The organism is Shouchella lonarensis, assembly GCF_900096965.1.
Lineage (GTDB): Bacteria > Bacillota > Bacilli > Bacillales > Bacillaceae_D > Shouchella > Shouchella lonarensis.
The window spans coordinates 46,583-59,608 of record NZ_FMYM01000007.1; the positions used below are offsets into that span (position 1 = coordinate 46,583).

General features: G+C 44.9%; 12 protein-coding genes. 10 read left to right on the forward strand and 2 right to left on the reverse strand.

The features are described from left to right. Positions 1-4 precede the first annotated feature (4 nt). Both BLT29_RS08355 and mtaB read left to right on the forward strand, forming a co-directional pair. The gene (locus BLT29_RS08355) at positions 5-751 is read left to right on the forward strand and encodes a 16S rRNA (uracil(1498)-N(3))-methyltransferase (protein ID WP_090775869.1); all 747 of its coding nucleotides are present in this window, start codon (positions 5-7) and stop codon (positions 749-751) included. 10 nt (positions 752-761) lie between these two features. Then, positions 762-2,099: a tRNA (N(6)-L-threonylcarbamoyladenosine(37)-C(2))-methylthiotransferase MtaB gene (gene mtaB / locus BLT29_RS08360; protein WP_090775870.1), complete on the forward strand. Its 1,338-nt coding sequence runs from the start codon at positions 762-764 to the stop codon at positions 2,097-2,099. Between the two features lie 470 nt (positions 2,100-2,569). Here the strand turns inward: mtaB and BLT29_RS13900 are convergent, their stop codons facing one another. Then, on the reverse strand, positions 2,570-4,708 hold the full coding sequence (locus BLT29_RS13900; protein ID WP_090775871.1) for an alpha-helical endospore appendage domain-containing protein: 2,139 nt from the start codon (positions 4,706-4,708) through the stop codon (positions 2,570-2,572). A gap of 265 nt (positions 4,709-4,973) precedes the next feature. Here BLT29_RS13900 and deoC point away from each other — a divergent pair, with 265 nt between their 5' ends. After that, positions 4,974-5,648: a deoxyribose-phosphate aldolase gene (gene deoC / locus BLT29_RS08370; RefSeq protein WP_090775872.1), complete on the forward strand. Its 675-nt coding sequence runs from the start codon at positions 4,974-4,976 to the stop codon at positions 5,646-5,648. Here deoC and BLT29_RS08375 read toward each other — a convergent pair. Beyond that, positions 5,637-6,578, reverse strand: coding sequence for a Na/Pi symporter (locus tag BLT29_RS08375; protein WP_090775873.1), 942 nt, complete (start codon positions 6,576-6,578; stop codon positions 5,637-5,639). The genes deoC and BLT29_RS08375 overlap by 12 nt on opposite strands. 213 nt (positions 6,579-6,791) lie before the next feature. Here BLT29_RS08375 and rpsU point away from each other — a divergent pair, with 213 nt between their 5' ends. The 7 genes from rpsU (at position 6,792) to BLT29_RS08410 (ending at position 12,976) form a co-directional block, all read left to right on the forward strand. Further along, complete coding sequence (gene rpsU, locus BLT29_RS08380) at positions 6,792-6,965, forward strand: 30S ribosomal protein S21 (RefSeq protein WP_090775874.1); 174 nt, start codon at positions 6,792-6,794, stop codon at positions 6,963-6,965. 390 nt (positions 6,966-7,355) lie between these two features. After that, positions 7,356-8,693, forward strand: coding sequence for an NfeD family protein (locus BLT29_RS08385; RefSeq protein WP_090775875.1), 1,338 nt, complete (start codon positions 7,356-7,358; stop codon positions 8,691-8,693). A gap of 49 nt (positions 8,694-8,742) precedes the next feature. Continuing rightward, positions 8,743-9,744, forward strand: a complete 1,002-nt coding sequence (gene floA, locus BLT29_RS08390) for a flotillin-like protein FloA (protein ID WP_090775876.1) — start codon at positions 8,743-8,745, stop codon at positions 9,742-9,744. 89 nt (positions 9,745-9,833) lie between these two features. Then, on the forward strand, positions 9,834-10,349 hold the full coding sequence (locus BLT29_RS08395) for a YqfB family membrane protein (RefSeq protein ID WP_090775877.1): 516 nt from the start codon (positions 9,834-9,836) through the stop codon (positions 10,347-10,349). A gap of 139 nt (positions 10,350-10,488) precedes the next feature. Further along, positions 10,489-10,785, forward strand: a complete 297-nt coding sequence (gene yqfC, locus BLT29_RS08400) for a sporulation protein YqfC (protein ID WP_090775878.1) — start codon at positions 10,489-10,491, stop codon at positions 10,783-10,785. 20 nt (positions 10,786-10,805) lie between these two features. After that, the gene (gene yqfD, locus BLT29_RS08405) at positions 10,806-11,993 is read left to right on the forward strand and encodes a sporulation protein YqfD (protein ID WP_090775879.1); all 1,188 of its coding nucleotides are present in this window, start codon (positions 10,806-10,808) and stop codon (positions 11,991-11,993) included. 5 nt (positions 11,994-11,998) lie between these two features. Further along, on the forward strand, positions 11,999-12,976 hold the full coding sequence (locus BLT29_RS08410; protein WP_245701180.1) for a PhoH family protein: 978 nt from the start codon (positions 11,999-12,001) through the stop codon (positions 12,974-12,976). The last annotated feature ends 50 nt before the right edge of the window (positions 12,977-13,026 follow it).

Consider the following 13,026-nt stretch of genomic DNA (forward strand, 5'->3'; position numbering starts at 1 on the left):
CTGTATGCAACGTTATTTTGTTGCCAATGAGCAAATGAGCGAGACGCACGTGACGCTCACCGGTGATGATGCGGCTCACATTGTGCGGGTCATGCGGATGCAGGCCGGGGATGAGATTGTTTGTCTCAATCAAGCAGGTCGCGGGGTGCGGGCAATCCTTGCTGTACTTTCTATCGACACGGTGGAGGCAGAGATTGTGTCTGAACTCTCTCTTACCGTTGAATTACCGGTGCACGTGACGATCGCACAAGGCATGCCAAAAGGGGACAAGCTCGAGCTCATCGTTCAAAAAGGAACCGAGCTTGGCGCGCGCGAATTTCTCCCCTTTTTTGCGGCTCGTACGATTGTGAAGTGGGATGCAAAAAAGGCGGAGAAGAAAACGATTCGGCTTGCAAAAATTGCGAAAGAAGCGGCAGAGCAATCATATCGGCAATTTGTCCCTCAGGTTGCTTCTCCACTCAGCAGTCAAGCGTTGTTAAAAAAAATGGCGACATATGATTGTGTTATTGTTTGTGATGAGGAAGTCGCGAAATCCGGTGAGCCGAAAATGCTCAAGCAAGCATTCATGAGCTTAGAAAAAAATCAGACGGTACTCTTCATCGTGGGTCCAGAAGGTGGACTGACACGTGAGGAAGTGGCAGACTTTCAGGCAAAAGGTGCGTATTGTTGCGGACTAGGACCGCGCATTTTGCGCACAGAAACAGCGGCGTTGTACGTGCTTTCAGCGCTATCGTATCATTTAGAAACTTGAGGTGAGTGTAGTGGCAACTGTGGCGTTTCATACGTTAGGATGTAAAGTGAATCATTATGAAACTGAAGCGATTTGGCAACTGTTCAAACAAGCGGGTTATGAAAAAGTAGATGAAGAAAGACGTGCGGATGTGTATGTCATTAATACGTGTACCGTCACAAATACTGGTGACAAAAAAAGCCGACAAATTATTCGCCGCGCGATCCGGAAAAATCCTGACGCCGTCATTTGTGTGACGGGTTGTTATGCGCAAACATCACCGGCCGAAATCATGGCGATTCCTGGGGTCGATATTGTGATCGGGACGCAAGATCGGACGAAGCTGCTTGATTATATCGCACAATATCAAAAAGAGCGCGAGCCGATCAATGGTGTCGGTAACATTATGAAGTCGCGCGTGTACGAGGAACTGGATGTCCCTTCATTTACCGACCGCACCCGTGCGTCCTTAAAAATTCAAGAAGGCTGTAACAACTTTTGTACGTTCTGTATCATCCCTTGGGCTCGTGGGCTGATGCGTTCCCGTGATCCAAAAGAAGTGATCAAACAAGCGACCCAACTTGTGGAAGCAGGGTATAAAGAGATTGTGCTCACCGGGATTCATACAGGTGGTTATGGTGAAGATTTAAAAGAGTATAGCTTAGCTCGTTTGCTTGAGGATTTAGAAGAAGTGCGCGGTTTGAAACGGATTCGGATTTCATCGATTGAAGCGAGCCAGCTCACCGACGATGTCATCTCTGTCATTGCCAAGTCGAAAAAAGTTGTCCGTCACATGCATGTCCCACTACAATCAGGTTCAGACACGGTGCTCAAACGGATGCGCCGGAAATATACGATGGCGCAGTTTTCTGAACGGATCACGAAGCTAAAAGAAGCATTGCCACGACTCGCGATTACATCAGACGTCATTGTCGGCTTTCCAGGAGAGACAGAAGAAGAGTTCCAAGAGACATATGACTTTATCGCTGAACACAAATTTAGCGAGCTACATGTCTTCCCGTATTCAATGCGGACAGGTACGCCAGCCGCGCGGATGACTGATCAAATTGCCGAAGACGTTAAAAGTGAACGAGTCCACCGTTTAATCGCCTTATCGGATCAATTAGCAAAAGATTACGCCTCGCAATTTGAAGGTGAAGTGTTAGAAATGATTCCGGAAGAGCGCGATAAAGAAAATCCTGATAGTGGGTTATTCATCGGGTACACGGACAACTATTTGAAGGTGAAAGTGGCTGTCGATGAAACGATGGTGGGTGAAATTGTACGTGTGAAGTTGACAAAAGCAGGATACCCGTACAATGAAGGTGAGTTTGTCCGGGTTGTGAAGGATGAGGTTGAAGTCAGGTAGATCAATGAAACAAAACAAAACACCCAAGGCGAGGTGTCATGAGACATGTGCCTTGGGTGTTTTTTATCGACTGAACGTAATGCCTGAAAAGAAGTGTCTATTGACATAAAAAACGATTTAAGGTGAAGGAGCAGGGCCTAAGTCAAACACATTGACTGTGGTACCACCTCTGATACCTATAGAAGTTCCTGTAGAGAGATTGGAAACGAGTAATTGAAGTCGTGGATTAGCATCATCTGTTGTACTGACCATAAAATAACTTCCGAAGTTAACAATATTGTCTCCCACGCCTCCACCGACCATATTGGAACGCATTTGGCTTTGGCCAATGGTGATTTTTTTTTGACTGGGCATTGTAGTATAAAAAGTGAATATGATACAGGAACTGTGGTAGAGCAGTTGGTGTGCGTGGTACTGCTCGTCGTGTGATGATTCGTTATGAATGTATCATTAAGGGAGTATTCGCCGTACTACTGTATCCCACCTAAAGGCATGAAATCCCAGTAATTCACATCGATTCCTGAGATGATGTTTCCTCCGACTGTGATGGTAGAGATGATGTCATTTATTGCCCCACTAATTGCTGCGATTGGTATAGTAGGTGGTGGTGAAAAGGTGATGCGACTTCCAACATAAATAGTGTTTGTGTTTGGGTTTGCAACGATTGCTATTGGTGTGGTGCCCTGTACTTGAATGTTTGCTAGCGTAGTGTTCGTAGGAATATCTCGTACGGCAATGAAAGACCCCATTGCAGTATTGAAACTAACATAAAGGATATTTGTGACAGGATTAATATTTAGCCCTTGACAAAACGGAAAACCGGTCAGTGTTGCGGTGATCGTATGGGTTGTTCCATCAATTACAGACACATTACTACTTGCCGGGGCACTTCCTGCATTGGTGACATAGATTCGATTGGTGATCGGATTAACCGTGATATCCCTTGAAAATAATCCCACTGTAATCGTGTGTGCAACTTGATTTATTGCACCATCAATGACAGAGACGATGCCATTCGGACCAGGTCTGTTCACAACATAAATGAGGTTTGTTGCAGGATTCGCAGCAATGGCATTTTCGGTACTAGTCGAAGCTGAGATTGGAATTGTTTGAACAATGTCATGTGTGATGCCATTCACAACATAAATCGTTAACTCTGTTCCGGACGTGACATAAACAAGATTTGTATTAGGATTTACAGTGACATCAAATGGTGCGGGGACACTATCGATCGTCATGATTACTTGATTTGTGTAGCCATCAATGACAGAAACGTTGTCACTACCTGTATTGGCGATATAAACGAGACTGGTGTATCGGTTGACCGCAACGCCATTCGGTGTATCTCCTACTTGTATCGTGGTGATCAATTGATTTGTCATGCCATCTATAGCAGCAACAGCATTTGCAGTTTGTGACGAAGCGTAAATGGTATTTTTCGCATTCATTCCTATACCAGGTAGACCTTGAGGTCCAGTCGCCCCCGTGGCGCCGGTAGAACCAGTGGGTCCAGTAGGGCCTGTGGCCCCTGTAACACCGGTAGGTCCAGTAACACCCGTAATACCGGTAATGCCCGTGGCCCCTGTGACGCCAGTAGGTCCAGTCGCTCCCGTGATACCGGTAGCGCCCGTGGCACCAGTAACGCCCGTGACTCCGGTGGCTCCCGTAACGCCAGTCGCGCCAGTAGAGCCGGTAACACCAGTCGCCCCAGTAACCCCTGTTGCTCCTGTGACGCCAGTAGAGCCAGTAGAGCCGGTAACGCCAGTAGGTCCAGTAGCACCAGTGACCCCGGTAACGCCGGTAATGCCAGTCGCGCCAGTAACCCCAGCACCCGTTGGTCCAGTCGGTCCTTGTGTGCCGAGTTCTTCCCAAGGATTCCACGTTGCTCCAGTGTCATCGGTTGCGCTACGTATATAAATGGTTGGGTTGCCAATGAGTAATTGTAAGATCGATGTTGTCGGTCCTGGAGTGATGACAGAGACATACAATGTCCAAATAGGGCTTGTAAACCCAAGTGGAGCGTTCACAGGTCCACCAGCGTTTCCTTCAGAACTGTACACACCTTCTGTAACAAACGAATCTAGATCACTACTGGATGGCACTTCTTCATACGGAAAAGCACCGACATCTTCAGCATTTAGCGTCAAACTGCCATCTGATGAGGCAGTTATGCCGTTAATATTTTCAATGCCACCAGGGATCTCACCAATTGAGAGAATGACATTCCCACCTGTATCAGGAAGAAGGTTATTGACACTTACAACACTTCCGGCAGGACCTGTTGCCCCCGTCGCCCCCGTTGGTCCGACTAGCGTAGGAATATTTGTCGCTGCCTTCATTTTCGATTCAAGAATGATTTCCTTTTTGAAAATCGTGTCGAGCATACAAGCCGCACTTTGATTAATGGCTAAAATGTCTGCGATTGTTGCAGGAGGTCCGGTTAAGCCCTCAAGTGTGCCTAGAGCGTACTGAATTTTCTCTCCCTCCGCATTGATAATATGTGCCAACCCCATTTCTTCCATGGCAATGGAGGCAAGCAATAAATTGACAACATCATCACGATTAAGTGTAATATTAGGTGTAATGTTAGGCATATTTGGTTGAGACATACGTATTTCCCCCTCTTGTTTCTTTGTGGAGAATAAGTGTAATTTAAAAAATGAAGCAGTGAGTAATGGCTAAAATTCATACATCATTTCTCCCTGTAACATAAAATATGTCGACAAGAGCTGAAAGGTGTAGCATAAATATAAAAAAGGGCGATTATCAGCTTATATCTAAAGGGAAATGTCGTTCAATGCCACAAGATAACCTTTTGCCTAATTTATGGTATGATAGTAAATGAAAAATTCCCCTTTTGGAAGGATGAAGAAAATGACAGTTAAAACAGCCTCGTTCATTGATCACACACTTTTACAAGCAGATGTGACAAAAGACCAAATTGAAAAGTTATGTAAGGAAGCAAAAGAGCACCAGTTTGCGTCTGTCTGTGTCAATCCGTATTGGGTGAAAACAGCAGCAACACTTTTAAAAGAAGCGTCAAATGTAGCAGTATGTACGGTCATTGGTTTTCCACTTGGACAAGCCACATCGGCGACAAAGGCATTTGAGACGACCAATGCCATTCAAAATGGTGCAACAGAAGTGGACATGGTGATCAACATTGCGGCATTAAAAGATCGGGACGACGAAACAGTACGTGCGGATATCGCAGCGGTTGTCGAAGCAGCAAAAGGTAAGGCATTGACGAAGGTCATCATTGAGACAGCGCTACTTACAGACGAAGAAAAAGTACGTGCGTGTGAGTTGTCAGTTGCAGCCGGTGCGGACTATGTCAAAACATCGACCGGATTTTCTACAGGCGGGGCGACAGCTTCTGATGTGCAGTTAATGCGGAAAACAGTTGGTCCAAATATTGGTGTAAAAGCATCTGGGGGTGTGCGCGATCGCACTGGACTCGAAGCAATGGTAGCAGCTGGTGCAACGCGCATTGGTGCGAGTAGTGGCGTGGCCATTGTTTCTGGGGAGAAGGGGACATCAACTTATTGAGCCCATGCGCCCATGAATCCGCTCGATGAAGCGGGCAAAAATATGTGCAAATGGCAGAACGACTAGTGAACAGATAACATTATAAATGACACTTGCATGAGCGAGTTGCATACTTGTAGATTCCGCTAGCAAAGATGAAATATGGGCGAGAAAGCCGATGAGCGGAAAAAAGGCGATTGCACCTAAAAGATTCAGCCAAATATGGGCATAGGCGACGAGGCGTGCCGCTTTACTTGCACCAATGCTCGCAATGTAAGCAGTGAGGCACGTACCAATGTTTGCCCCAAGCATAATGGCAATGCCAGAAGCCATATTAAGCGCGCTGTCTTGAATGAAACTCATTGCCATCGCAATCGTTGCTGTGCTAGATTGGACAATCATTGTCATTACAGCACCAACAACGATTCCCGATAGTGCATGTGCGTTTGTCCAATGAAAAAACGTATGTGTCATCGGTTCTGCTGCTAGTGGTGTGGCAAGGGTTTCTAAACCATGCATTGCGAGAAAAATGGCACCAACCCCAAAAAAAATGCTACCCAAACAATATAGTATTTTTTTTGGAAACAAGAGAAAGAAAATACCGAGTCCGATGAGCGGCACGGCAAGGTCTGTGAGTCGAAAGGCAATCAATTCTAATGTGAAGCAAGAACCAATATTTGTGCCTAGAATAATACCAATTGTATGGCGAAACGTCAGAAGTTGCGTCGCAACGAAACCAACAACCATGATCATCACAATTGTGCTGCTTTGAAAGATGGCGGTAATGACTGTACCAATGATAAGCCCTTTCCAAGCCGAGTCGGTGGCCCTAAGTAAAATGGGTTGTAAACGCCGGGCGCCGATTTGCATTAACCCAGAGCGTAAGATGAACATCCCGAATAAAAATAAAGTAATAAAGACAACGATGAGAGAAAACCATTCTTGTCCCATAAAAAATGTCACCTCGCGCGATACTAAAATGGGGTCATATCGTTCTTGTCCTATTACTATATGAATCGATTTTCATGACAAGACCAGAAACATAGGAACGTACAAATTTTTCATTCATGGAGTTGACCTTGTTTAAAGGCTGTATTATAATGTATGAAGGCGTGTTTTCGCACGTGTTTTTAGTTTGGTTGTTTTCGGAGGGAGGGAAATAGAATGGCAGAAACTCGCGTTCGTAAAAACGAATCGATCGATGCTGCACTTCGTCGCTTTAAGAGATCAATCTCCAAAGAAGGAACATTGGCTGAGGTTAAAAAACGCAAACACTTCGAAAAGCCAAGTGTAAAGCGTAAGAAGAAATCAGAAGCGGCTAGAAAGCGGAAGTTTTAAGTGACTGGAGCGGCTGTGTCAACAGATAGAAAAGCTTGAAAATAGTAGAAGAAACTTCTTTCGCATTGCATGCTCAGTCATGAAGTGAAGCAGCGTAAAGAATCCCTCCATGGATTTCAACAAGCGAGGTGAGAACAAGTCCCTCGTGTAACCTAGCAAAACATGTTTTTCGGACTGGAATCATACATGCCAGGTTTATTGATAAAAGAAACTTATAACGATCCAAGAAATTGTCTGTATAACAAGCCTCTGCCTTACGCAGGGGCTTTTAACATACATAGATGAGATGGCTGATGAAACCATTCGCACGAAGTAAAAAAAATGAAACCTTTCTTGATCATTTTCGTAGAAAGAGTGATGGACCATCTACGAGGGAGGTGAGGACAGCAGATGAGTAAATGGTTAAAGCTAACATTTGTTACATGGATCACTGCTTTTTTACTAACCCCGTTTTACATGCTAGCCAATCAATCACATGATGGGAAGAAGCAAGTGTTTGTCATACCAGTTGAGCAAACAGTAGAGCGTGGGTTGGAAGCATTTTTGGCGCGTTCGTTTAAAGAGGCAGAAGCTTCGGGCGCTGATCGCATCATCTTGGACATTCACACGCCTGGTGGTGCAGTTGATGCCGCAGGAAATATCGCTAACATCATTAACAGGGCTCAAATTCCTGTAACAGCATTTATCAACAATGAGGCGATTTCTGCCGGTGCGTACATTGCGCTCAATGCGGACGATATTGTCATGGCTCCGGACGGACAAATTGGATCAGCCGGGGTCATTGATGGCGACGGAAATGCAGCAGAAGAGAAGATGCAGTCTCTTTGGATCAGTCGCATGATGACAGCTGCAGAAGAGTACGGACCAGATGGAGGACGTGACCCGGCGTACGCCCGTGCGATGGCAGACCGTGACTTTAATGTGGATGGATTTGAACCAGGTTTTTTAACATTAAATGCTGATCAAGCATATGAAGTTGGGTATGCTGAAGCAATTGCCGCTAACTTGGACGAAGTCATCACTTACCTTGGCTATGAACAAGATGACATCAATATTGTTCATGCTGAAGTGAGCATTGCAGAGCATCTTGCACGTTTTGTGACACATCCATTTGTCATTCCTATTCTGTTATCGATAGGAAGTCTTGGTCTAGTAATGGAAGTATATTCACCTGGTTTTGGTATTCCTGGCATCATGGGGATTAGTGCATTGCTCTTATTTTTCTACGGGCACATGGTTGCAGGTTTTGCGGGGTGGGAATCACTTATTTTGCTTGGCATTGGTGCTGTCTTGCTTGGAATCGAGATTATGGTCCCCGGGTTTGGGATTTTTGGTATACTGGGAACAGGGTTTATTTTAGGCGGCTTGTTCATGGCTTCTTTTTCTACAACAGTGATGGTGTTTTCTGTAGCCATTGCCCTTGTTCTAACCATCATTTTAGCTGTTGTGTTGTTTGTTTTCTTTGGAGATCGAGGTCCTTGGAAGCGGCTTGTCTTACAAACGCCAGCTGTTGCAACAAGTGGCGATGAGCTCGTTCAAAGTGGTGCAGTGAGGCATTTAGTTGGCGTTGAAGGAAAGGCATTGACGGATCTTCGTCCATCTGGAATTGCACTCATTCAGGATGAACGATTAGACGTTGTTTCTGAGGGAGGTTACATTGCGAAAGGGAGCCAGGTGAAGGTTGTACATGCATCAGGGGCACGTATCGTTGTTCGAGCACTTGAGTAACAGTGCCCGGAAGTGAAATTTTTGTAAGAGAAAGAGGAGGAGAAAGAGAATGGATCAAAACCTTATTTTTGTACTTGTTATTGCAGCGGTTGCGATTATTTTATTGTCAATCTTGTTTACATTCGTACCTGTTGCACTGTGGATTTCAGCCATTTCGGCAGGAGTTCGTGTAGGAATTTTTGAGTTAATCGGGATGCGCTTACGCCGTGTGATTCCGTCCCGTGTCGTGACACCACTCATTAAAGCGGTAAAAGCAGGAATCGATTTAAATACTGCGCGACTAGAAGGACATTATTTAGCAGGGGGAAATGTTGACCGTGTTGTTAATGCGTTAATTGCGGCACAACGGGCGAACATTGATTTATCATTTGAGCGCGCGGCGGCGATTGATCTTGCTGGTCGTGATGTGTTAGAGGCAGTACAAATGAGTGTCAACCCGAAAGTTATTGAAACACCGTTTATCGCGGGTGTAGCGATGAACGGGATTGAAATTAAAGCGAAATCCCGGATTACTGTACGTGCAAACATTGACCGCCTTGTCGGTGGTGCTGGTGAAGAAACGGTTATTGCCCGTGTTGGGGAAGGGATCGTTTCAACGATCGGTTCTTCAGAACATCATAAAAACGTGCTTGAGAACCCGGACACCATTTCACAAACGGTGCTTTCAAAAGGTTTAGATTCTGGAACCGCGTTTGAAATTTTATCGATTGATATTGCGGACATTGATGTCGGTAAAAACATCGGTGCAGAGTTGCAAACAGACCAAGCGGAAGCAGATAAGAAGATTGCCCAAGCGAAAGCAGAAGAGCGTCGCGCGATGGCGGTTGCCCAAGAACAAGAAATGAAAGCGCGCGTCGAAGAAATGCGGGCGAAAGTGGTTGAAGCAGAAGCGGAAGTACCACTTGCTTTATCAGAGGCGTTACGTCAAGGTCATATGGGTGTCATGGATTATATGAACTATCAAAATGTCATGGCTGATACCGATATGCGCGACGCGATTAGTAAATCGTCTAGCGATGTTCAGGACGCTAATGTTGATGAGAACAAATAACCAATAGCCAACTGAGAAACGTTGGGACAGTGTGCGAGGACTGAACGACCTCGCCCTTGTTCCGAAGTGCAAAGGGGGGTTACACCCATATGGAAGAACTTATTGATTTTATTTTTAGCAATCCGATCCCTGCCATCATTGCGATCGGTGCGATCCTTAGTTTCTTCTCGCGTTTGCTTAAGGGAGAGCCTGTTAAAAAGGAAGAATCAGCATCTGCTTCACGCGCGGACGAACAGTCGTCAGATGAAGGGTTCGACTGGCAAGATATATTTGATCCTGATACATGGAAAGATAAAGAGCCTGAGCCTGCATCTGCACCTGCGCCAAAATCTGAGCCTCAGATCGTAACAGCATTAGACGAGCGTGAGACGCGCGTGAAACAGGAAGAGCTAGAGCGGTTGCAGCAACAGTTAGAGCAAAAAATAAATCGTATGAAAAAACAAACAGTGGTTACACGAAAGCCACAGCAGCAATCGCCTGCAGCAAGTCCATTGCACTTTAGCCGTCCTTCTGGTCAAGAAGCGATGCGTGCGGTTGTGTGGGCTGAAATCATCGGGTCACCTAAAGGGCGAAAACAGGTACAATCTCGTTTGGTGAGAAGATAAAAGCAACATGTGACCATTTAGATGGCTGTATATGATAACTGCAAATGAAGCAAAAGCCGTGATGTCAATGACATGACGGCTTTTTGTGTGCTATTTAAAGGGTCTTTTTCATACACTCATACGAGAGGGGGAGAGCTGCATGAAGAAAATGGCAAACAATATGAAACGTTGGTTGGGCCAACGCATGCAGCTACCGGCAGATGTCATGATGGATCTGCCACGAATTACGATGATTGGACAACTGCATATTTATATTGAAAACCATTGCGGTGTACAGCGCTTTTCACGGGAAGAAATATGTTTATTTTTAAAACAGGGGCAGTTACTCATTCGTGGAAGTGGCTTTATATTAAAAACGATTATGCCTGAGGAACTTTTATTAGAAGGACGTATTGAGCATGTGTCATTTATACAAGACGAAACGAAAAAGAAATAGAAATAAAGGAGAGGGCATTTGTGCGAAACAACGCGGCAAAACAAATACGTGGTTATGTGACAGTTGAGATCACAATGGAAGAACCAACGCGGTTATTAAATGCTTGCTTAAGGAGAAAGATAGAAATATGGAATGTCCGATATAAAAAAGGTGATACGCTCCAGTTTGACATGTTTCTTGATCATGTTCACGATCTTAGAATGTTGTTGCGTGCATTTAAATGTAAGACAACCTTTAAGAGGCGTAGTGGATTCCCTTTCTTTTTAAAACAAATGCGCGTTCGAATTGGATTGTCGCTGGGCGTTGTTCTCTTTGCTACCATGATGATGTTAGCAGCAAATATGGTGTGGGATATTGAAATTAAAGGAGCAAGCCCGAAAGTGGCGCAGGAGCTACGTGAAGTAGTGGACGCACTTGGAATCAAACGAGGAAAATTCCAATTTCTTTTACCACCACCGGATGAAATTCAACTTCTTGTCACAGAAGAAGTGGACGAGGCAACTTGGATTGGGGTGCGTAAAAAAGGGACGACCTTTGAATTTGAGGTTGTGGAGCAAGTGAGGCAAGCGCCAGCAGAGCGGTTAAGCCCTCGCCATCTCGTTGCTTCAAAACGGGCGGTCATTCATAAGATTTTTGTCGAAAACGGGAAAGCTTTAAAACATACAAATGATTATGTGGAGAAGGGGGATGTCATTGTTTCGGGTGTCATTGGTGTAGAGGGAAAAGAAAAGATTGTTGCCGCAAAAGCGACTGTGATCGGTGAAATATGGTATACTTCAAATGTAACCATTCCATTAAAAAACACGTTCACAACGTTGACAGGCACGCAAAAAAACCGACGCTCACTTATGCTTGGTGGTTTTGAAGTTCCCGTTTGGGCGTTTACAAAGCCGGCGTATGAGCAGTATGAGACATTTGAGCGAGAAACAGACTGGTCATTATTTGGTTATCGGTTACCAGTTCAGTTCAAAACGACAGAACAACGTGAAACATTTTCATTTGAACGTACGTATACAGAAGAAGAGGCAAAAAAAGTCGCAATGGCAGGGGCACGGACAGAATTACGGGAGCGGCTACCGGAAGATGCAGTCATTAAATCTGAAAATATTTTGCAGCAACGTGTTGAGGATGGTACAGTTTCATTAACGATTCATTACCAAGTTTTAGAAGAAATTACGCAAGAAAAACCAATTATACAAGGAGACTGATGCGATTGTCAGAAGCATTTGTAATCCAACTAGATACAGAAGATGCTGCGTTGACGCAAGCATTATATGGTCCAGGTGATGCACATTTACACCAGTTAGAACAAGCATTATCCCTTCAACTCGTGACACGCGGAGAGGAGATTTTGGCAACCGGAGAAAAAGGCAATGTTGATCGGGCGACCCGTGTGCTGAAAGCGCTTGTCCAAGTAGTGAGCCAGAAAATCGAATTGACGGAACGTGATGTGCTCTATGCGGTCCAATTAGAAGCGCAAGGGAAACTGGATGACTTACATGACCTATACGGTGATAAAATTACAACGACGATTAAAGGAAAAGAGGTCCAGGCGAAAACACTCGGACAACGACATTACGTGTCTCTCATCAAAAATAAGGACATGGTTTTTGGTGTCGGACCTGCAGGCACAGGAAAAACGTATTTAGCTGTTGTCATGGCAGTAACGGCACTGAAGGAAGGCAAAGTGGAGCGCATTGTTTTATCAAGACCTGCTGTAGAAGCAGGCGAGAGCTTAGGTTTTTTACCGGGTGACTTGAAAGAAAAGGTTGATCCGTATTTGCGTCCTATTTATGATGCGTTGCATGACGTTTTAGGTGTAGAACATACAGCGAGACTGATGGAAAAAGGAACGATTGAAGTGGCGCCACTCGCATATATGCGCGGACGTACTTTAGAAAATGCGTTTGTCATTTTAGATGAGGCACAAAACACGACAGAAGAACAAATAAAAATGTTTGTGACCCGGTTAGGATTTGGTTCAAAGATGGTCGTCAACGGTGACTTGACGCAAATTGATTTACCAAAGGGAAAACGATCGGGATTGAAAGCTGCTACTGAAAAGTTAAAGCACGTATCTGGCATTGGATTTTCATATTTACAAGCAAGTGATGTGATTCGTCATGTGTTGGTACAGCAAATTTTACATGCGTATGAGAGCGAAAGTCAGGAGTCTGAGGCGGGAAGTTAGAAAGGATTTTAATGAGTTAGCCCGGAGCTCCCCTCCGGCAACCAATTTCT